The 21231-nt window shown below is 74.3% G+C and carries 15 protein-coding genes and 6 pseudogenes; 17 read left to right on the plus strand and 4 right to left on the minus strand.

The window, feature by feature from the left end:
• Nucleotides 1-764: 764 nt before the first annotated feature.
• The 4 genes and pseudogenes from UK94_RS15295 to UK94_RS15305 all read left to right on the plus strand — a co-directional run.
• Nucleotides 765-2854 (plus strand): 3'-5' exonuclease (locus tag UK94_RS15295; protein WP_235488108.1); only part of this gene is annotated, 2090 nt, incomplete at its 3' end.
• 98 nt (nt 2855-2952) lie between these two features.
• Nucleotides 2953-3488, plus strand: a 536-nt coding sequence (locus UK94_RS53165) for an SDR family NAD(P)-dependent oxidoreductase (protein WP_268761386.1), incomplete at its 3' end; no start/stop codon positions are given.
• A gap of 1 nt (nt 3489) precedes the next feature.
• Nucleotides 3490-4626 (plus strand): annotated as a pseudogene (locus tag UK94_RS15300) (oxidoreductase); the annotation flags it as partial.
• 74 nt (nt 4627-4700) lie between these two features.
• The coding region (locus tag UK94_RS15305; RefSeq protein ID WP_235488042.1) for an amidohydrolase family protein at nt 4701-5503 on the plus strand (803 nt) is incomplete at its 3' end.
• A gap of 604 nt (nt 5504-6107) precedes the next feature.
• On the opposite strand, the gene UK94_RS15315 is transcribed toward UK94_RS15305, so the two are convergent.
• Together UK94_RS15315 and UK94_RS15320 are read right to left on the minus strand one after the other, a co-directional pair.
• Entirely contained in the window at nt 6108-7214 is a 1107-nt protein-coding gene (locus UK94_RS15315) for an isopenicillin N synthase family oxygenase (protein WP_162246908.1), read from the minus strand.
• A 510-nt stretch (nt 7215-7724) separates the two neighbouring features.
• A complete protein-coding gene (locus UK94_RS15320) occupies nt 7725-8828 on the minus strand; it encodes an SRPBCC family protein (protein ID WP_050997228.1) in 1104 nt (367 codons plus the stop codon).
• Nucleotides 8829-9300: 472 nt separating this feature from the next.
• On the opposite strand from UK94_RS15320, the gene UK94_RS15325 reads away from it, so the two are divergent.
• The 13 genes and pseudogenes from UK94_RS15325 to UK94_RS53195 all read left to right on the plus strand — a co-directional run.
• Nucleotides 9301-10029 (plus strand): type 1 glutamine amidotransferase domain-containing protein, encoded by a 729-nt coding sequence (locus tag UK94_RS15325; RefSeq protein ID WP_011606423.1) that lies wholly within the window; start codon nt 9301-9303, stop codon nt 10027-10029.
• 197 nt (nt 10030-10226) lie between these two features.
• Entirely contained in the window at nt 10227-10859 is a 633-nt protein-coding gene (locus tag UK94_RS15330; RefSeq protein WP_011606422.1) for a biliverdin-producing heme oxygenase, read from the plus strand.
• A pseudogene (locus UK94_RS53170) lies at nt 10856-11413 on the plus strand (histidine kinase); the annotation flags it as partial. The gene UK94_RS15330 and the pseudogene UK94_RS53170, both read left to right, overlap by 4 nt.
• Before the next feature lies 1 nt (nt 11414).
• A pseudogene (locus tag UK94_RS15335) lies at nt 11415-13207 on the plus strand (SpoIIE family protein phosphatase); the annotation flags it as partial.
• Between the two features lie 182 nt (nt 13208-13389).
• Nucleotides 13390-13560: an antitoxin gene (locus tag UK94_RS32655; protein WP_011606420.1), complete on the plus strand. Its 171-nt coding sequence runs from the start codon at nt 13390-13392 to the stop codon at nt 13558-13560.
• Nucleotides 13561-13731: 171 nt separating this feature from the next.
• The gene (locus UK94_RS15340) at nt 13732-14073 is read left to right on the plus strand and encodes a DUF4440 domain-containing protein (RefSeq protein ID WP_011606419.1); all 342 of its coding nucleotides are present in this window, start codon (nt 13732-13734) and stop codon (nt 14071-14073) included.
• Nucleotides 14074-14197: 124 nt separating this feature from the next.
• The coding region (locus UK94_RS15345) for a DUF2071 domain-containing protein (protein WP_235488112.1) at nt 14198-14847 on the plus strand (650 nt) is incomplete at its 3' end.
• A gap of 89 nt (nt 14848-14936) precedes the next feature.
• A complete protein-coding gene (locus UK94_RS15350) occupies nt 14937-15398 on the plus strand; it encodes a DUF2867 domain-containing protein (protein WP_050997227.1) in 462 nt (153 codons plus the stop codon).
• Between the two features lie 456 nt (nt 15399-15854).
• Nucleotides 15855-16156, plus strand: a pseudogene (locus tag UK94_RS53175) (phosphotransferase family protein); the annotation flags it as partial.
• A gap of 1 nt (nt 16157) precedes the next feature.
• Nucleotides 16158-16504, plus strand: a pseudogene (locus tag UK94_RS53180) (phosphotransferase); the annotation flags it as partial.
• Nucleotides 16505-16998: 494 nt separating this feature from the next.
• Nucleotides 16999-17331, plus strand: coding sequence for a MarR family transcriptional regulator (locus UK94_RS15360; protein WP_235488114.1), 333 nt, complete (start codon nt 16999-17001; stop codon nt 17329-17331).
• Nucleotides 17331-18587, plus strand: a 1257-nt coding sequence (locus tag UK94_RS53185; protein ID WP_235488044.1) for an MFS transporter, incomplete at its 3' end; no start/stop codon positions are given. The genes UK94_RS15360 and UK94_RS53185, both read left to right, overlap by 1 nt.
• 35 nt (nt 18588-18622) lie before the next feature.
• Nucleotides 18623-19277 (plus strand): annotated as a pseudogene (locus UK94_RS53195) (MFS transporter); the annotation flags it as partial.
• Nucleotides 19278-19325: 48 nt separating this feature from the next.
• Here the strand turns inward: UK94_RS53195 and UK94_RS15370 are convergent.
• Nucleotides 19326-20504: a hypothetical protein gene (locus tag UK94_RS15370; RefSeq protein ID WP_157734292.1), complete on the minus strand. Its 1179-nt coding sequence runs from the start codon at nt 20502-20504 to the stop codon at nt 19326-19328.
• Between the two features lie 241 nt (nt 20505-20745).
• Complete coding sequence (locus UK94_RS53200) at nt 20746-21177, minus strand: hypothetical protein (protein ID WP_235488116.1); 432 nt, start codon at nt 21175-21177, stop codon at nt 20746-20748.
• Nucleotides 21178-21231: the final 54 nt, after the last annotated feature.

A 21231-nucleotide genomic window follows, 5' to 3' on the forward strand; every position in this document is an offset into this window, starting at 1 on the left:
CGGCGATCCGGCGGTGGCCGCCGCCGAGGCGCTGGCCGAGGCCGAGGCCGCGCTGCGGGCCGGCGCCTGGNGCCCGGACCCCGACGAGATCGACGCGGCCGTGACCATCCTGCACCGGATGGATCTCGCCCGCCGAACCCCCGACGTCCCCCTGCGGCGGACTGTGCACCGCGCACTGGACGAGACGTATCCGCAGCTCACCGTCTGGCGGGCCCGCCCGCTGTACCTGTACGCGGCNGTGAAGACCGTCCAGTTGCTTGCCGCGGGGCCGCCGACCGGCGCGAACACCGTGGCCGCGCAGGCCGCCTGGGAACGTCTCGGCGAGCTGTTGGGCGACCTGACCGCGGACGTCCAGGCCGGCCCCTGACCGGGGCGCCGGCAGTCACGGGAGGTTGGCAGCTACAGGACGCCATCGACGGCAAACATCGCTAAAGGACCGATATAGGCATAGCATTCCTGGTGACTCTCGGTGGGGAGGAGATGACATGTCGCCAGGTCGGTCGGGCGTGNCGGCCGCAGCTCAGGCTCAGGTCGAGGTTCAGGCCAAGGTCGAGGCCCAGGTCGAGGTCGAGGCCCAGGTCGAGGTCGAGGCCCAGATCGAGCCGTCGGCGTTCGGCCAGGCCGTCCTGATCGGCCTGGAGATCGACGGAGTCCAGCGGCAGATCCAGCACCTGACCGACCTGCTCCGCGAGCTGCGCCGCAGCCGCCGGGCCTGGGAGGCGGGGGCGCGAGGAGAACGCGACGTCGTCCGGGTGCTCGTCGGGATGGACGACGCCGGGTGGCGGGTGCTGCCCGACCGGCGGTGGCCCGGCACCCGCCGCGCCAACATCGACGTGCTGGTGGTCGGCCCGGGCGGCGTCTTCGTGGTGGACGTGAAGAACTGGCGCGAGGTCAGAGTCGAGCACGGCCGGTTGTGGCGGGGCGACGAGAACGCCGAGGACGAACTGCGCAAGCTGACCGATCAGACGGCGGCGGTCGAGCAGGTGCTGGCGGACGCGGGCCTGCCGCCGACCGAGGTGGTGCCCCTGCTGGTCCTCGTGGGACGGCGGGGCACCGAGCAGCTCGACCGGGTGCAGGTCACCGGCGAGCTCGATCTCACCCGTGACCTGGTGCGGCGCGGCCTGCGGCTGGAACCCGCCGTCGTGGAACGCGTGCTGGCCTGCCTGGACGAGGCGTGCCCGCCGATGCAGGACGCCGCCGTGGCCGCCTCCCCGACCGACCTGCCCCGCCGAGTGCGCCCGTCGCGAGCCACCCGCACGCCCCCGCCACCGTCCGCTGCGCCGCCACTGCCCGCCGCGCCGCCACCTTCCGCTGCGCCGCCACCTCCCGCTGCGCCGGCACTGTCCGGCGTGCCGGCACCACCGGCCGGGCGGGCACCGGAGGTGGACGGGCTGTTCAGCCGCGACGAGCTGTGGCGGGAGCTCGTCGACGCCGCGGCTCGCGAGCCGATCGAGACGTGGATGACCTGGCTGCATCCGATGCAGGCCCGGCTGGTCTGCCGCCGCTCGTCCGGGCCGGCGCGCATCCGCGGCGCGGCGGGCACCGGCAAGACCGTCGTCGCGCTGCACCGGGCCAAGTACCTGGCCGCCCGCGGCGACCGGGTGCTGGTCACCTCGTTGGTCCGCACCCTCGGGCCGGTGAACCGGGCGTTGCTGGCCCGGATGGCCCCGGAGCACGTCAACCGGATCGAGTTCACCTCGGTCGACGCGCTCGCCGTTCGCCATCTCGAACAGCGGGGCGCGCGCACCCGCTACCAGCGGGGGATCGCCGAGAACTGCTTCTGGCTGGCGTGGGGGCGCGTCGGGCTTGCGTCGGTCCTGGGCCGTTGCGGGGTGGAACCGGGATACTGGCGCGACGAGATCGCCACCGTCATCAAGGGCCGGGGCCTGACCGGTTTCGAGCAGTACGCCGAGCTTGCCCGGGTCGGGCGCAGCATGCCGCTGCAGCCGACGCACCGGCGCGCCGTCTGGGAGCTGTACGAGCACTACGAGCGGCTGCGGACGGCCCGCGGGGTCCTCGACCGCGGCGACGTGCTGCTGCTGGCCCGCGACCTGGCGAGGGAGCACGCCGGCGACGAGTTCGACGCCGTCATCGTCGACGAGGTGCAGGACCTGACCTGCGTCGGCCTGCAGTTCCTGCACGCCCTCGTCGGTGACCGGCAGGACGGCCTGCTGGTCGTCGGGGACGGGCAGCAGTCGGTCTACCCCGGCGGGTTCACGCTGGCGGAGGCCGGCGTGTCCGTCGTCGGGCGGTCCACCGTGCTCGCCCGCAACTACCGCAACCGCGAGGCGATTCTGCGCTACGCCCAGCAGGTCGTCGCCGGCGACAGCTTCGACGACCTCGACGTCGCCGGTGAACGCGGCCGGCGTCACGTCGAGATCGACCGTCCCGGCGGCGAGGTCGACGAGGTCGCCGTCACCGGCCAGGCCGAGCAGGTGTCGGCGCTGCGCGCGGATCTGGTCGACGCCCACGACGGCCGCGGGGTCCGCTACGGCGACATGGCCCTGCTCACCTCGACCAACGACGCGGTCGCCAGCTGGCAGCGCCTCCTGACCCGGGCCGGCATCCCGGCGGTGTCGCTGCTCGAGTACGACGGGACGACGTCCAACGCGGTCAAGGTGGGCACTTATCACCGGGCCAAGGGCCTGGACTTCGCCCGCGTGTACATCCCGGACCGCAACCGCTTCCCGCGCCCGCGGCGCGCGACCGAGTCGGACGACGCCTACCGCGAACGCGCCGTGCTGGAACGCCGCCAGCTCTACGTCGCCCTCACGCGGGCCCGCGACAGCCTCTGGGTCGGCCTGCGGGAGCCGGTTGGTGCTGGCACGAGTGTGGGCGCCGGCGGGGGCAGCCCNCCACGTTGACGACAAATCGTCGCGCACATAGCGTGTGAGCGGCGTCACCTGTCGGAGCGGATGGGAGGTCGGTCGGGTGCGGGACCGCGTGGCGATCGTGACGGGTGGCGGGGGCGGCATCGGCGCGGAGGTGTCGGTGGAGCTCGCCCGGCGCGGCGCCATCGTCGTCGTGCTGGACAGCGGCGACGGCCTGCGCGGCGAGCCGCTGGGGGAGCGCAGCGCCGAGCGGACCGTGCGGCGCATCGAGGCTGCGGGCGGCCGGGCCGTCGCCGCGCCGATCTCCGTCACGGACGCCGACGCCGTGCGCGGGCTCGTGGCGGAGACCGTCGCCCGGTTCGGCTCGTTGGACGTCGTGGTCAACGCGGCCGGGATCGTGCGCTTCCCCCGCATCGGCGACGCCGCCGCCGAGGTCGCCGCGGACGACTGGGCGGCGCTGCTCGGCGTGCACCTCGGCGGGTATCTCACCCTGCTCGCCGCCGCGCTGCCGCGGATGACGGCCGCCGGGTACGGCCGGATCGTCGGCGTCACCTCCGGCGTCGGGCTGGCGCGAACCTCGGTCGACGGCCCGGCCTACGGCAGCGCCAAGCGGGCCGTCGCCGCCCTGACCTGGCAGCTCGGCCCGGTCCTGCCCGCNGGGGTCGCGGTGAACGCGCTGTCGCCCATCGCCGCGACCCGGATGGTGACCGAGGGTCTCGTCGCCGCCGGCGCCGATCCGCGCGGCCTCGACCTGTCCGCGATGCCGCAGCCGGAGCACATGGCCCCCGCCGCCGCCCGGCTGGCGAGCGAGGAGTTCGGCTGGTGCCGCGGGCGGGTGCTGTTCTCCGCCGGTTCCGAGCTGTCCCTGATCGCGCCGCCGCGGCTGGTCGAGGCGGTGGCGACGGGCGGTGCGGGCGCTGCCGCCGCCCTGGGCGCGCTCGCGCGCCCGGTGCTGGCGCCGGCCCACGCGCAGCAGCGCTCGACCGGCGGCTCGAACCCGCGCTCCGCACCCCTCGCCGCCGTACCCCCCGGTTCGGCGGGGCCGAGCGGTTCCGCGGAACCGGGCGTGCGGGCGTGCCTCGTCGTGGGCGATGATCGCGCGCTCGCCGACCAGCTCGCCGCCGCACTCGCCCCGTGGGGCTACACCACCGCCGCGGCGCCGGTCGGCGTCACCGGGACCGACGACGCGGCCACCGGCTTCGCCGCCGCCGAGCAGGGCCTGGGCCGGGCCGCGGCGACCACCGCCGCCGGGCTCGGCGCCGTGGTGGTCATCCACGGCGCCGACGCGACCAGCCCCGGCGGGGAATCGGGCGGGGACTGGCGTGCGATCCTCGCCAGCCACGCGGGGACGGCGGCGACGATCCTCGGGCATGCCGCGTGGTCCCGCGCCGCCGCGCGGCACGTGGCGGCGACCGGACGGGCGCTGCGCGTCGTGCACGTCGTGCCCGCGCTGAGCCCCGGCGGCCGCAGCGCCGCCCAGGCCGTCACCCAGCTCGCCCGCTCCGTCAACGACACCCCGATCATCCCGACCGCGTCCAACCCCGGGCTGCTGGAGTTCGCGGTCAGCGCGGAGAGCCCACACCCGGCCGACCGCGTCGGGCTCGTCGAGCTGGTGGCGAGCCTCGTCGCTGCGCCGGACACGGCGGCGCTGGCCGGCGCCGAACTCGTCGTCCGGCCCGGCTGGCTGGGCCTGCGCGCACACCCGGCGCCGGCCGTCACCGCGTCGCTGGCCGGGGCCGAGCTCGGCCCCTGGACCGACGACGTGCTACGCGACGCCCTCGCACCGTTCGGCTGATCGCCCCGTGCACCGTTCGGCTGATCGGCCCCGTGCACCGTTCGGCTGATCGGCTCCGTCCCCGGGAGGCTGCTGTGGAACATCCGCAACGGGTCGTCGACGCCCACGTCCACCACTGGGATCCGGCGCGCACCGACTGGTACCCGTTCCTCGCCGCCGCCGACACCTCGCTCGCCGCCGTCGGCATGCCCGCTGCCGACCGAATGCGCCGCCCGTTCGACCAGCCGACGTACCTCGCCGAGGCGGGCCACTGGAACGTCGAGGCGTACGTGCACGTCACCGCCGCGCCCGAGCACTTCGTGGGCGAGACCGCCGAGATCGCCCGCCTCGCCAAGGCCACCGGCCAGCCGCAGGCGATCATCGGCGGGGTCGACGGCCGGGACGGCGCGGCCGGGATCGTGGCGCAGCTCGACGCCCAGGCGGGCGCCCCGGGTTTTCGCGGCGTGCGCGCCAGCGCCGGTCTCGACCTCGACACGGACACCGGGCACACCCTGCTCGGCGCGCTCCAGGACCGCGGCCTGGTCTACGACCTCGTCGTCCATCCGGACGGGATGCGGGCGGCCGCCGCGGCGCTCGCCGCGTTCCCGGACCTCACCGTCGTCGTCGAGCACGCCGGCTGGCCGCTGGCGGAGGACCTGGAGCACGCCGCGGCGTGGCGCGACGGCCTGGCCCGCCTGGCCGCGCTCGGCCCGCGAGTGCACCTGAAGCTGTCCGGGCTGGCGATGACGCTGCATCGCATCGACGCCGCGTCGTTCCGGCCGTGGGTCGCGCACAGCCTGGAGGTCTTCGGTACGGCCCGCTGCTTCTTCGCGTCGAACTTCCCCGTCGACGGCATGTTCGGCAGCTACGACGACCTGTACGGGACGTACGCGCAGCTNGTCGACGAGCTCGCCGCCCCGGCCCGCGACGGCCTGTTCGCCGCCAACGCCGCCCGGGTCTACCGCTGCTGAGCGGAAGAGGCGGCGGGACGGTCGGCGAGCAGGTAGGTCGTGNCCGTGGCGGCGGCGGTGACGGTGAGGACGGAGGGCCAGGCTCCGAGCTTCTTCGCGAGCGGGTGGGCCGCCCCGAACGCCGCCGTGTACGTGCCGAGCAGCACGCCCGTCAGCACGGGACCGCGCGAGCGCAGCCAGCTGCGCCCGCAGACCGTGCCGGCGANGGCGAGGACGACGCCGGCGAGTTCCCGGCGCCCGCTGAGACGGGCGGCCGAATAGCCTCCGACGAGACCGGTCGCGACGACGGGTGCAGTGGGTACCGATGCCATACCGGGAACGCTACGCCGCCGCCGGGCACCCGCCGGGGGCCCAAGGTCGTGCCCGCCCGGGACCGGCGGCCCTGCCGCGGCGGCCCCCCAGCGGAAACCGCTGGCCGCGGGCGTCCCCGCCAGCCCGTCGCCGACGAGGTTCCCGACGCGCCCGGCGAACCGTGTTGACGTTCATCACGCCGGGGTGAGCGCCGACCCGTCCCCCGCCCGGGGGCGCCGGTCAGGTGGAGAGGCGGTCGGTGGTGGTCGAGGTCGCCGCGGACGAGGTCAGCGTGCGCGGGCCGAGGAGCTTGGCCATCAGGTGGTCGGCGACCGTCTCCGCCGGGTAGCGCGCCGGGTTGTCGGCGGACACGCAGGTCGGCAGGCACTCGACGACCGCGTCGTGGTTGCCCTCGTGGAAGAAGGCAATCGAGCGGCGCAGCGCCGGCCCACGCTCGGCGGCGGGAGGCGGCACTACCCGGTGCAGCGTCGAACGCCACCGGTCGTTCGTCCACCGGGCGAGCAGGTCGCCGATGTTGACGATGAACGCCCCCGGCTCCGGCCGCACCCCGTGCCATGCCCCGTCCGGGCCGAGGATCTCCAGGCCCGGCACGTCGTCGGCGAGCAGGATCGTGCAGGCCCCGTAGTCCGTGTGGGCGCCCATCCGCAGCTGGCCCGGCGCCGCGTCCGGCGAGCCCGGCTGGCGCAGGTACCGGTTGGCCCGCATGACGTTCGGCGCCCGCCCGGTGCGTCCGGCGAAGTAGTCCTCGGGCAGGTCCAGCGCCTGGGCGAACGCGGACATCAGCGTGGCGGCCAGCCGGGCGAGCGCGTCGAAGTACGCGACGTACACCGCCCGCATCCGCTCCGGGCGCGCCGGCCACAGGTTCGGCGCGAACATCCGGTGCGCCTCGGCCTCGTAGTAGGCGTCCCCCGCCGGCCAGGCGTCGACGCCGATGTTGAACGCCTCGAACATGTCCGGCAGCGCCGTCTCGGCGCCGAGGCTGTAGGCGAGCGCCTCGCTGCCGAACGGCGCGTAGCCCCGGTTGACCTCCGGCCCCGGCGGCAGCAGCCGCGCCTTCTCCTCGACGGGCAGCTCGAAAAACTCCGAGGTGACGGCCAACGTGTCGGCGATCAGCCCCGCCGGCACCCCGTGCCCGACGATCTGCGCGAACCCCACCGTCCGACACACCTCGTCCAGCCGCCGCGCCACCGCCCGCCGCTCGGCCGCCCGCTCACCACCATCGGCCCCGCCGTTGTCTCCGGCGTTGGCCCCGGCGTCGGTCCCAGCACCGGTCCACGCACCGGTCCACGCCGAGATGTCGACGACCGGCACAATTCCCTCGCCCACGCCGACGGTCGGCCGGACTCCGGGGGCCGGTTCCGCGGCTGATGTCGGCCTGGCGGCCCTGCTCGGCTCCGCATCGTCCGCGCCCTGGATCGGCATCGGCATCCCTCGACTCATCACCCGGCGTCCTCGACGTCGAGCACGTTAGGCCCCCCCCATTACGTCCACATGTCTCCGACCACGAGCATCAGCCGCGCAAGAGCACCCCCGCCGGCATGGCGCGGTTCGCCGGAACCCCGTGCTCACGGGCGCGGTTCCGCGGTTCCGCGGAACCGCGGAACGTCGTGATCGTCAGGTTGAGGCCCGGATCGCCTTGTAGCCGCGACCCGGCAGAGCGGGCGGCGGCGAGGAGCTCACGGCCTGATCATCGCAGCTCATTCAGGGACCTTCCGCCACGGCGCGGGTTCGATCGGCGTGGGACGGGCCGGGACGGGGTCCCGGTCCCGTCCGCGGTGGCGCCGCGGCCGGGACCGGGGGTGGGATGCGGGCGGGGGCGGGGCGCCCGCGTGGGGGTCAGCGGCCGAGCGGCTCGGCGATCGACTGGCCGGCGGCACCGAGGGCGGCGTCGAGGGCGGCGTGCCGGTGGTGCAGGCCGGGCTCGTTGCGGCCGAACACCAGCTCGGGGCGCACGCCGGTCGCCATGGTCCGCTGGATGTCGCTGGCCAGGACGTAGTCCTCGTCGCGGACGGTGGCGTGGGCGTACTCGAAGATCTCGTCCGCCGCCTTCCGGTTCCCCTCGTCGCTGAGGTCCATCGGGGTGGCGTTCTGGTGGAAGGTCACCGAGTGACCCGGTCCGGTGCCGGGGTAGACCCGGAACACCTCGCCGTTGGCCACGGTGCACGACAGGACGATGTTCGGGAACAACGCGTAGATCACCACGAAGTTGTGCAGCGGCTCCCAGCTCTCCTCCGGCTGGTCGGCGATATCGCCGATGTGGCGCATCGGGAACACCAGCCGGTGGTGCGGGCCGTAGGAGTCGAACAGCGCGCAGTTGCTCCGGGTGAACAGGGCGAACGTGTCCTTGTGCACGGTCGCGAAATGATAGTTCTCCGCGAACGTGTCCAGCGCGAGCTTCCAGTTGATCGGGAAATCGAGGGTCTTCTCGCCGATCGGTGCCCAGTTGCCGATGTTCCAGGACTCGAGCTCCGGGCCCAGATCGCCGAGGTGGGCGCCGATGTCGAGCGGCCCGGCGTCCGGGCGCAGGCCCACCCACAGGAAACCGGAATGCTCGGCGGCGGGCAGCTCGGTGAGGCGGACGCCGCCCGCCATCGTGGCGGGGAAGCCCTCCCGGCCGGGACCACCGGTGAAGCAGCCGCGGTTGTCGTACGTCCACGCGTGGTACGGGCAGACGAACCGCTCGGCCTCGCCGCAGCCCTGCGCGACCGGCGCCTGACGATGGGCGCACACATTCTGAAAGGCCCGGACAATGCCGTCCGACCCGCGGGTCAACAGCACGGGAACGTCCATGACGGTCTTCGTGCAGTAGCTTCCCGGGTTCGGCAGCTCGGACCGGTAGCCGACGAGCTGCGGCGAGTTCAGGACGAGTTCCCGCTCCTGGTCGAAGCGTTCCCGTTCCGTGTACACGGCCGCCGGTTGACGCCGCTCCTCGGGCGTCATGTCCGTTGTCTTGTCGGTGACGATTTTGAGCGCCCGTCGAGTCAGGTCGATGAGCTCGTTGCGGTCTATCGGATGCCTCCCTGATGCGGCGGACATGCCTTGGAGAACCCGCCGTACCGGCGGCCCAAGATCATATGTCCCGGTCGGAGGAAATCNTATGTGGCCGTCTTCAATGGCCGATGCTCCGGGATGAGTCGTCATTCCGACAGCAGTGGAGGTGTCGCAGGCCGTGATGAGGCGGAGATGGTGGCTGGACGTGACNCCGCCATTTGTCGTCGAGATGTTGCGGAGAGTCGTCATCGGATCGGTGTGCGGCGGACCTGCGTAACCCGGCCGAGCTCGGGCAGGGCTGCCAGGAGGGTCCGCGGACGGAGAGCAGCCCGCGGGCCGGGAGCGGCCCACGGACGAGACCAGGCCGCGGACGACGAGCAGGCGGAGAGCACCCGAGAACGGCTGAGAGAGGAACACGCTGATGACGAAGGATCTCGCTGGCACCCGGATCGCGTTCCTGACGGCGCCCGAGGGCGTCGAGCAGGTGGAGTTGACGGAGCCCTGGGAGGCCGTCCGGGAGGCCGGGGGCGAGCCGGTCCTCGTGTCGACCGCACCCGGGAAGATCCAGGCGTTCCGCCACCTCGACCGGGGCGACCGCTTCGACGTCGACGAAACGGTCGACCAGGCCGACCCCGCCGCCTTCGACGCCCTGGTCCTGCCCGGCGGCGTCGCGAACCCGGACTTCCTGCGCACGCATCGCGACGCCGTCCGGTTCACCCGGGCCTTCTTCGACGCCGGCCGGCCGGTCGCGGTGATCTGCCACGGCCCGTGGACGCTCATCGACGCCGAGGTCGTGCGCGGGCGGCGGATCACGAGCTGGCCGAGCGTGCGCACCGACCTCGTCAACGCCGGCGCCCACTGGGTCGACGAGGAGGTCGTCATCGACGCCACGGACGCGAACATGCTGATCAGCAGCCGACGCCCGGATGATCTGAAGGCCTTCTGCGCGGCGATCGTGGACCACGTCCGCCCCGCCGACCAGCAGAACACCCGCCCGGCCGGAGCCGGCCTGTCCGACGCCGAGGCCGCGCGCGAGGTCGCCGGGCAGACGTCCGCCGACCGCCGCGCCGCCGACGTGTTCGCCCGCGAGTCGGGCGGCGCCGCCGGCGACACCGAGGCCGCCCGCGCCCCCGCCGACGAGCTGCGCTGACGCCGCGATCAGCCTGGCGCACGGCCGGTCGGCCACCGCGGCCGGTCGAGGGCCGCTGCCAGTCGGGCGCGGCGGCCAGGAGGCTGGGAAAAGCGTCGCGGTGCGCGGGCGTTGCATTGTCGCCAGGCCGCTGGACGGTGACATCCGCGTCGGTATGGTGAGGGTAGGTGTGGTGACGCCGGAGCGCGCTAATCCGGGTGCGACGAGTACTGAAGGGCAGCATCGCTATGCACGACGGCGGCGGTTCCGTTCCGCCGTTCTCCGACGTGATGGCGGTGCTGCGGCGGCGCACGGCCGCGGTGCACACCCGGCTGGAAAACGCACTCGAGCTGCTGTCACCTGACCTTTCGGTCAGTCGTTATCGTGACGTCCTGATGCGGATGTACGGCTTTTACGAGGCGCTGGAGCCGCGGCTCGACGACATGCTGACCGGCGCCGGCTCGCCGCTGCCCGACTGGCCGTCGCGGCGAAAGGTGCCGCTGCTGCGCCATGATCTGCGGTTGCTCGGCGTCGACGAGGCGGCCCTCGCCGCGCTGCCTCGCCCCCGGGTGCCGGCGGTCGACGGCGTCGCGGCGGCGATGGGCGTGCTGTACGTGTTCGAGGGGGCCACGCTGGGCGGCCGGTTCATCGTCCGCCACGTCGTGACGACGGCGGTGCCGCCGGGGGCGACGGCGTTCTTCGGCTCCTACGGCGACGAGGTCGGCCGGCGCTGGAGCCAGGTCCGCCACGCGATCCGCGCCGCGACGGCCGGCGAGGCGGCGCGGGTGGAGGCCTGCACCGGCGTTGCGGCGGCCCTGTTCGGCGCCCTCGAGGCGGAATTCGCCCGGTGAGCGGCGCCGGCGAGTTCCCGGAGATGCCGCCGCCGGAGCCCGTGGATCTGACGAACTGCGACCGCGAGCCCATCCACATCCCGGGCAGCGTGCAGCCCCACGGCGTGCTGCTCGCCGTCCGCGCGGACGACGACCTCACCGTGGTGCAGGTCTCCGCCAACATCGCCGAGACCCTCGGCCGCGAGGCCGCGGCCACGATCGGCCGGCCGCTGCGCGAGCTCGTCGGCGACGCGGCGGCGAAGGCCGTGCGGGACGTCGTGCGGACCGCGTTCGACCTGCGTGGGGCAGGCCCGGTCGACCTCGTCGTCGGCGACGGTCACGACCTGCGCCGCTACGACGCCCTGCTGCACCGGGTGGGCGAGCAGGTCGTCATCGAGCTGCAGGCCGCCCGCAGCACCCGGCCGCTGTCCTATTCCGGCACCTATGCGCGGACCCGGCAGTCCGTGCTGCGGCTGAGCAGCTCCAGTTCGCTCACCGAGCTCTACGACGTGGTGGTCGAGGAGGTCCGGCGGCTGACCGGGTTCGACCGGGTGATGGTCTACCGGTTCGACGCCNCCTGGAACGGCGAGGTCGTCGCGGAGGCGAAACTCGACCGCCTGAACAGCTTTCACGGGCTGCACTATCCGGCCACGGACATTCCGGCGCAGGCCCGCGCCCTCTACGAACGGTCGTGGCTGCGGCTGATCCCGGACGTGGACTACCGGCCGGTTCCGCTCGTCCCGGCGGTGAACATCGTCACCGGTGGGCCGCTCGACCTGAGCGACGCCTGGCTGCGCAGCGTCTCGCCCATCCACATCGAATACCTCCAGAACATGGGCGTCACCGCGTCCATGTCCATCTCGCTGCTGCGTGACGGCCGGTTGTGGGGGCTCATCGCCTGCCATCACTATTCCGGCCGGCACGAGCCCGGCTACGAGATCTGCGCCGCCGCCGAGTTCCTCGGCCACCTGTTCTCGCTGCGGCTGGTCAGCCGCGAGAACGAGCAGACCCTGGAGTCGACGCTGGCAACCCGCGAGGCGCTCGACCAGATCCTCGTCGAGGCGCAGAGCGGCGGCGCCCTGCTGGTCGACGTCCTGACCTCGGGCGGGCCGAACCTTGCCGACCTGATCGACTGCGGCGGCGTCTCCGTCGCGATCGACGGCGAGTACCGCACGTTCGGCGCCGTCCCGCCGCGCGAGGCGCAGCGAGCGGCGTTCGACGCCCTGGGCACCGAGGGCGCCATCCTCGCCTGCGACGCGCTGCCCCGCGATGCCCCCCACATGGCCGAACACCGCGACGTGGCCTGCGGCATCCTCGCCTTCCGGCTCTCCGGGGACGAGGGTGTCGCCTGGTTCCGGCCGGAGACCGTCCGCACCGTCGACTGGGGCGGCGACCCGCGCAACAAGGAGCTCAACGCCCGGGAGGGCGCCGGGGTGCGGCTCAGCCCGCGCCGGTCGTTCGACCGCTGGCGCGAGGTCGTCCGCGACCGCGCCCGTCCCTGGTCGGCCCACGACCTCGCGATCGCCGCCGAGCTGCGCCAGCACCTGCTGCGGCTGGTCTACCCGGGGGCTCGGCGCGGCGCCGACCTCGCCCGGCTGATGCAGGAGAGCCTGCTGCCCGAGCGCCTCCCGCCGATTCCCGGCTTCGAGATCGAGGCGTGGTACGACCCGGCGGCGGCCGGGCGGGTCGGCGGCGACTGGTACGACGCCGTCCCGATGCCCGACGGGCGGGTGGCCCTCATCGTCGGCGACGTCGCCGGCCACGGCGTCGCCGCCGCCGGCACGATGGCGCAGCTGCGCAACGCCCTGCGTGCCTACGTCGTCGACGTCGACCCCGCCGACCCGCGGCCCGCCCGCAGCGTCCTCGACCGCCTCGACCGGCTCGCCGCCGCCCTGCTGCCGGAGGCGATCGCCACGGTCGCCGTCGCCGTCACCGACCCGGTGACCGGGCTCGCGCAGATCGCCTCGTCCGGTCACCCGCCGCCGGTGCTCCTGTCGGCCGTGGGGGAGCCGGTCGTCGTCGAGGTCGAGATCGCCCCGCCGGTGGGCGCCGCGATCCCCGGCCTGGCGGCCACGAGGCCTCCGGCGACGGCCGGCGAGGCCGTCGATGCTCCTGGCGGGTGGACGGCGCGGGTGCGTCTCGCGCCCGGGGACGCGCTGGCCCTGTTCAGCGACGGACTCACCGAGCGGCGCACCGAGGCCCCCGACGTCGGCATCGAGCGGCTGCGCGCCCAGGCCGACGGCGCGGCGGCCGCCCACCCGGACCTGCGCGGCCTGGGCGACTCGCTGTTCCGGACCTGCCGCGACCCGGACAACGACGACGACGCCACCCTGCTCCTGCTCCGCCGCCGCCCGCCCCACCAGCCCTGACGCCGGCCGCGAGAGCTACCAACGCCTCCATCCGGGCGCCGTCGTCCCCGCCACCTGAAAGGATTGGCGGCGGCAGGATCGTGCCGGCGACCCGGTCGCCGCGGAGGTGACGACAGCGTGCATGCGCGCGTGCGCCGCTCTTCCGCGACCCGGGCCCGGCACCCGACGGAGGGGAGCATTCGATGGTCGACTTCAAGGGCGCGCTCGGCAAGCTCGGCGACCTGGCGGAAGAGCACGACGACAAGATCGACGCCGCCGTCGCCAAGCTTGGCGACGTGGTCGACGACCGCACCGACCACAAGCACACCGACCACATCGACCGCGCCGTCCGCGAGATCCAGGACCGCACCTGACCTCGCCCCGCCGCCCCCACCCCGGGGGCGGCGGGCACCCGGCCCACCGATCGTCAACAATCGGTCGCCGGTCACCCCCCGCCATGATCGACGCAACGGCGGGTGACGCAGGTTCCGTTGCTCGTCCGCCGAGCCGGGTAGGAACACGCTGTGAGGTGAGGAGGAGCCGCCATGTCCGCCGCCGCTGCCGACGCCGTCCGCGCGGCCTTCGCCGCCTACCGGGCCCAGGATCGCGAGCAGGCCGCCCGCCTGCTCGCCCCCGAGTTCACCTTCACCAGCCCGCAGGACGACCATCTCGACCGCGACGCCTTCCTGGAGCGGTGCTTTCCGACGGCGGACAGGTTCGTCTCCCAGGAGATCCTGGCGCTCGTCGAGGCGAACGAGGGCGGTGTGTTCCTGCTCTACGAGTACGAGCTGCGCACCGGTGAACGGTTCCGCAATACCGAGTTCAGCACGGTGCGCGCCGGCCAGCTCGTGTGCACGGAGGTCTTCTTCGGTGGCCGGGTCGGCTGAGGGCGTGCTCGACCAGGACGACGGCGGGGGGCACGGTCGAATGGACGTCACGGGGAGCGTGCAGGTCGACCCGCAGGACGGTGTGGCGGGCGGGTCCTGCCCGTTCACCGTCGAGCAGCCCACGATGACGCAGCGGTGGGCGGAGCTGACGTTCGTGCACTGGGCGTTCGAGCCGGCGGTGGTGTCGCGGCTGGTGCCCGCCCACCTGCGGGTCGAGGTCCTCGACGGTGCCGCCTGGGTGGGCCTGGTGCCGTTTCGGATGCGGGTCGCGACCGCGGGCGGCCGGGGGCTCGGGCCGGTGACGACGTTCTGCGAGACGAACGTGCGGACCTACGTCGTCGATGCCGCGGGCCGGCGCGGGGTGTGGTTCCTGTCGCTGGACGCCGCGCGGCTCGGTGCCGTCGTCGTCGCGCGCACGCGGTTCCGGCTGCCGTACTTCTGGTCGTCGATGGCGCTGACCCGGGTCGGTGACGAGATCACCTACCGCTGCCGCCGGCGGGCCCCGCGGCCGGTGGCGGCGGAGAGCCGGGTGCGGGTGCGCGTCGGCGCGCCGCTGGCCGCCGCCGATCTCGGCCCGCGCGAGCACTCCCTGACCGCCCGCTGGCGGCTGTTCAGCGCCGCCGGTGGGCGGTGCCGGCACGCCCAGGTCTGGCACGAGCCGTGGCCGCTACACCGCGCCGACCTGCTCGACGTCGACGATCACCTGCTCACCGCGGCCGGGCTGCCGCCTCCGATCGGCGACCCGCTCGTGCACTACTCGCCGGGCGTCGACGTNCGGATCGGCGCACAGCGACCGTAATGTTGGTTCCGCGCCCACCGTCCGCCGGCCGCGCATGGGGCGATGTCGAGCAGGGACGGGCAGCGTGGACGTGGACGGCGCCGGGGCGGACTACCGCGAGGTCTTCGAGGCGGCAACCGGCCCGGCGGCCGAGGGTGCCGGAGCTCGGGACGCCGAGGGCTGGATCCGGGCGGTGCTCGAGGGGGCGCCCGCGCCGGTGCGGTGGTTCCTGCGGGCCGGCTGGCGGTTCGTGCTGGGCCTGCGGCTCGGGCCGGTATCGTCGCCGCGGCACGTGCTCGGCTGGCCGATCGTGGCGCGCGAACCGGATGTGGTCCGCCTGGCCACGGACTCGCCGCTGGTGTCCGCCGAACTGGTCCTGCGCGTGCGGCCGGCGGCGATCAGCCTCACCACCAGCGTGACCTTCACCCGGCGGGCGGCCCGCCTGCTGTGGGCCGCGGCCCTGCCGCTGCACCGGCTGTCGGTGCCGCGTCTCCTGCGCCGCGCCGTCGCCGCCTCCCCTGCCTCCCCTGCCTCTCCCACCCCGTAGAACGAGTGGTTCCCAGGCGGAACCGCCTGTTGGTGCTTGCGTGGCGGGGGGGTCGGCGGGAGGCTCGTTCGGGAGAATGTTCCGTTCGGCGTGATTGTCACGTCCAGGGGTAGTCCTCGGGTCTCGTCCGAGGTGAGGGTCGACCGCCATGCCGTTCGGCCTGGCTCGAGGGGGTGCGCGGTGGCTGTCCCGTTCCAGGCCGATCCGGACCGGCTGCGGGCTCGGCTCGCCGCCTGGCTCGCCGCGCATGCCGCCGGCGCGGGGGATGGCGGCCCGGCGGGTGCCGACGCGGCGGATGGCGGCTCGGCGAGTGGCGGCCCGGCGGGGACGGCGGGCGTGCGGTGGGAGCTCGGGGAGCCGACCGTGCCGTCGGCGCAGGGGTTCTCCGGGGAGCTGGTGGTGCTGCCGGCGTCGCGGATCGGGCCGGACGGGCGGCGGGTCTCCCGGCCGCTGGTCGTGCGGATGGCGCCGCGGCGGTTCCGGCTCTACCCGTGGGACCGGTTCGCCGAGCAGTGCCGCGTCGCCGAGATCCTCGCCCGCGACACCGACGTTCCGGTGCCGCCGGTGTACGGCCACGAGCTCGACCCGGAGGTGCTCGGCGCGCCGTTCGTCGTCCTCGGCCGGGTCGACGGCGACGTGCCCGCCGACCTCCCGCCGTACCACATGCAGGGTTTCATGATCGAGATGTCGCCGGCCGCGCGGGCCAGGGTCTGGGACGCGGGCCTGGTCGCGATGGCCGGGATCCACCGGCTCGACCCNCAGCGGCTCGGGCTCGGCTTCGCGGGGCAGCCCGAGTACGGCCCGGTCGGAGCGGTCCAGCAGCTCGCCGCCTACGAGCGGCACCTGGAGTTCTTCGCCGTCGACGAGGCCGCGCGGGGCACGGTGGACGACGCGCTGGCCTGGCTGCACGGCCATCCGCCGGCCGAGCGCCATCCCGTCCGGCTGGTGTGGGGGGACGCCCGGATCGGCAACATGATCTTCCAGGGGGAGCGGGTCGCGGCCGTGCTCGACTGGGAGATGGTCTCCCTCGGCCAGCCCGAGACCGACCTCGGCTGGTTCCTGCACCTCGACCGCCACCTCGGCGAGGGCGTCGGGTTGGCGCGGCTNCCCGGCCTGCCGGACCGGGCGGCGACGGTGGCCCGCTACGCCGAGCTCCTCGGCCGGCCGATGGAGAACATGGAGTACTACCTCCTGCTCGCCTCGCTGCGTCACACCCTGCTCGCGGCCCGGGTCACCCGGCTGATCCGCGAGTACGAGCTGCTACCGCCGGACCTCGTGCCGCCGATCGACCAGTTCGCCNCCCGGCTGCTCGCCCGCGTGCTCGACGAGGCCCGCGCCGGCGTGGGCTCGGGGGCCGGCTGACGCCCGGCGTGGCAGTCCGTGCATGGGCTGTCCAGTCTTTGTCAGTCCAGGCTTATCAACCTAGCCTGATGAAATGCCCTCGGACCCCGATGCTNAGCCCGGTGACCAGCGTGTTGTCCAGCCCGATGACCTTCACGATGTTCCTCCAGATGTCCGTCAGATCGCCGTCGCCCTGCGGCTGAGTCTCGGGATGCTCGTGCGCCGGCTGCGCCAGTCTCAGCCGGCGGGGGAGCTGACGATGCCCGAGTCGGCGGCGTTGGCCCGCCTGGACCGGGGCGGGCCGGCCACGGCGGCGGCGCTCGCCCGGCTCGAGCAGATCAGCCCGCAGGCCATGGGCGCCACCCTCGCGGCGCTGGAGGCCCGCGCCCTGGTCGAACGCCGTCGCGACCCGGGCGACGGCCGGCAGGTGATCCTCTCGCCGACCGATGCCGGCCTCGCGGCGCTGCGCAGCCGCCGCGACGCGCGCACCGAGCTGCTCGCCGGGGCGCTCTCGGCCGGGTTCAGCCGGGCCGAACTGGACCAGCTCGCCGCGGCCGCGCCCCTGCTCGAACGCCTCGCGGAGCGCGTCTGATGCCGGCGTCCGACACGGGGACGTCGGGCGCGGGGACGTCCGGCACGGGGACGTCGGGCACGGGGACGTCCGGCGTGGGGACGTCCGTCGGGGCGGCGGGTGCGAACGGCAACTACCGGTGGGTGGTGCTGGCGAACACGACCGCGGCGGTGTTCATGTCCGCGCTCGACGGGTCGATCGTCCTCATCGCGCTGCCGCCGATCTTCCGCGGCATCCACCTGGACCCGTTGGCCCCGGGCAACGTCGGCTACCTGCTCTGGATGATCATGGGCTACCGGCTCGTGCAGGCGGTGCTCGTCGTCGCCCTCGGCCGGCTCGGCGACATGTTCGGCCGGGTCCGGATCTACAACGCCGGGTTCGCGGTCTTCACGCTCGCCTCGATCCTGCTGTCGTTCGACCCGTTCGACGCCGGCCGCGGGGCGCTGTGGCTGATCGGCTGGCGGGTGCTGCAGGCGGTCGGCGGGTCGATGCTCACGGCGAACTCGGCGGCGATCCTCACCGACGCCTTCCCCGCCGAGCAGCGGGGCTTCGCGCTCGGCATCAACCAGGTCGCCTCGCTCGCCGGCCAGTTCGTCGGCCTCGTCGCCGGCGGCCTGCTCGCCGTGCTGGACTGGCGGGCGGTGTTCTGGGTGAACGTGCCGGTCGGCGTGTTCGGGACGGTGTGGGCGTACCGGCGGCTGCGCGAGACCTCCGCGGCGCGCGGCGGCGGCGGCCGGCGTATCGACTGGTGGGGCAACATCACCTTCGCGGTCGGCCTCGCCGCCGTGCTCATCGCCGTCACGGAGGGCCTGCAGCCCTACCGCGGGCACGCGATGGGCTGGACGAACCCGACGGTCGTCGGCCTGCTCGTCGGGGGAGTGGCGCTGCTCGTCGCCTTCGTCGCCGTCGAGCGCCGCCACCCCGAGCCGATGTTCGCGCTCGGCCTGTTCCGGATCAGGGCGTTCACCGCCGGCAACGTCGCCGGCCTCGCCGTGTCCGTCGCCCGCGGCGGCCTGCAGTTCATGCTCATCATCTGGCTGCAGGGGATCTGGCTGCCGCTGCACGGCTACGACTACGAGGACACGCCCCTGTGGGCCGGGATCTACCTGTTGCCGCTGACCGTGGGCATCCTCGTCGCCGGGCCGGTCAGCGGCATCCTGTCCGACCGGTTCGGCGCCCGCGGTCTCGCCAGCGCCGGGATGGCCGTGTTCGCCGGTAGCTTCGTCGGTCTGATGCTGCTGCCCGTCACCTTTTCGTACTGGGCGTTCGCCCTGCTCNTCGCGTTGAACGGGATCGGCGGCGGGATGTTCGNCGCCCCGAACTCCTCGGCGATCATGGGTAGCGTGCCGGCGGAGCAGCGCGGCGCCGCCTCGGGGATGCGCGCGACGTTCCAGAACTCCGGCACCGCGCTGTCCATCGGCGTGTTCTTCTCGCTGATGATCGCGGGTCTCGCGGCCACCCTGCCGGACGCGCTGGACGGCGGCCTGCGGGCGCAGGGCGTGCCGGCGGGGATCGCCCACGACGTCGCCGCGTTGCCGCCGGTGTCGTCGCTGTTCGCCACCGTCCTCGGCGTGAACCCGGTCGAGCACCTGCTGTCGGCCGGCGACGGGCTGGCCGCCGTGCCGCCTGCGAACCGGGCGACGCTGACCGGCCGCGAGTTCTTCCCCGAGCTGCTCGCCGGGCCCTTTCACCACGGGCTCGTCATCGTGTTCGCGGTCGCCGCCGGGCTCGGCGTGCTCGCCGGCCTCGCCTCGATGCTGCGCGGGGCGTCGGTGCCGAGCGGGGCGTCGGTGCCGAGCGGGGCGTCGGTGCCGCCGGACCGGGTAGAGATCGGGCGGCAGTCCGAGAGGATCATCGAGGAGGCGCCCGATGCGCATGGCGGTGACGACGCCGACGGGCAACGTCGGCCGGCACGTGGTGGCGATGCTGGTCCGGGCCGGCATCCGGCCGCGCCTGCTGGCCCGTGACCCGGCCGCCGTGGTGGCCGCGTCCGCCGGCGTCGACGCGCTGTGCGATCACTGCCAGAGAACGGCGCGGGTGTGGCCGCCGGGGGCCAGCGCGTCGCCGACGACCTGGCCGCGGTTGTTGATCGCCGCCGCGCGGCTCTCGCCGCCACCGAAGTCACCGAGGGCGGTCATCCGGCCGTCGCGCCAGCGGAAGCCGTGACGGTGGCCGTCCGCCGAGGTGCTGTCGCCGATCACGTCCCCGCGATCGTTGATCGCGATCGGCGAGCTGACCGGGCCGCCGAGGGTCCCGAGGTCCCGTGGCTGGCCGAGGTCCCGTGGTCGGCCGAGGTCCCAGCGCACACCGTGGCCGGGCTGGCCATCGGCGTCGGACGTCTGCCCGACGACCTGTCCGGCGTCGTTGACGGCCGTCGCCTGGCTGGTGCGGCCGGGCAGGCTGGCGCCGAGGTCGACCAGGCGCCGGCCGAGCCACACGACCGCATGGCGGGAGCCGGTGGCGGTGTCCGCCCAGCCGACGATGTCCCCGCGGCCGTTGATGTCCGTCGCCCAGGCCGCGCCCCCACCGGGCAGCGTGGGCAGCGCGTCGAGTCGGCCGCCGGCCCAGCGGGCCACGCGGGCGTGGTTGCCGTCCGCGTCGCTGACCCGCACGGCGATCTGGCCGCCGTCGCTGATCGCCACGCCGCCGCTCGACGTTCCGGGCGGGGCGCCCAGGTCAGTGGTCTGGCCGCGCCACCAGCGCACCGCGCGCCTGGTCCCGTCGGGCCCCGGCAGAGCGCCGACGACCTCACCGCGTTCGTTCTGGCCGTCGACCGGAAAGCCGGTATCGACGACGCCGCGCCCGGCGTCGAGCACGAACCCGGTGTTGAGCCTGTCCCGGTGCGGCACGAACCCGGCGATCTGATCACCATTGTTGATCTCGGACGGGCCGGGGGCGCCGTCCGGCAGCGCCGCCGACCGCCCCACCGCCCAGCGGAAGCCGTGCAGGTCGTACGACCCGCCGGAAGCGGTCCCGGCGACCACCCCGCGGTCGTTGATCGCCGTCGCGGAGTGGTAGGGCAGGTCGGGCGCGAACCCGAGATCAACCGGCGCGATCGGTCGGTCGGATCCGCCGGCCACCGGCCGCGGCCCCCCGTGCCCGCCGGTCGTGGCCTGCGCCGCCGGCCCCGTCATCGGGTTCGTCGCCAGCACCGCGGCGGCCGCCGCGGCGGCGGAGGCCATGAGGGTACGCACCGAGCGCATCGTCGTCCTCTCCACAGGTCCCGGCCCCACCCCCACGGCCGCATCGTCAGATGCGGGACAGTGTCCAAGGCGCTCCGCCTCCGCCTGTTGTTGACACTCCGTGATGAAGCGTTGACGACCGAGGGCAGGTCGAGACGACCGCCGCGACACGGGTNGACAGCGGTGGCGGACAGCGGTGGACGACAGCGGCGGACGACAGCGGTCGTCGACAGTGGTGGTCGGCGGCGGCTGGTCAGTAGATGTCGCGCAGGTAGCGGCGGTCGGTGGTCAGCTGGCGTACGTAGGCGGCGGCGCCGTCGGCGTCGAGGCCGCCGTGCAGGGCGACGATCTCACGCAGCGTCCGGTCGACGTCGGCGGCCATCCGGCTGGCATCGCCGCAGACGTAGACGTGAGCGCCGTCCTGCAACCACGACCACAGCCGGGCGCTGTGCTCGCGCATCCGGTCCTGGACGTAGACCTTCGTCCGCTGGTCGCGGGAGAAGGCGAGGTCCAGGCGGTGCAGCGTGCCGTCCGCCTGCAGCGCGGCGAGCTCGTCGGCGTAGTAGAAGTCGGTGGCCCGGCGCTGCTCGCCGAAGAACAGCCACGTCCGGCCGCGGGCGCCGCGGACGCGGCGGTCCTGCAGGAACGAGAGGAACGGGGCCACTCCCGTCCCCGGCCCGATCATCACCAGCGGCGTGTCCGGATCGCTCGGCGGTCGGAAGTGGGTTGAGCGCTGTAC

It is taken from the genome of Frankia sp. AvcI1 (genome assembly GCF_001420875.1).
Classification (GTDB): Bacteria; Actinomycetota; Actinomycetes; order Frankiales; family Frankiaceae; genus Frankia; species Frankia alni.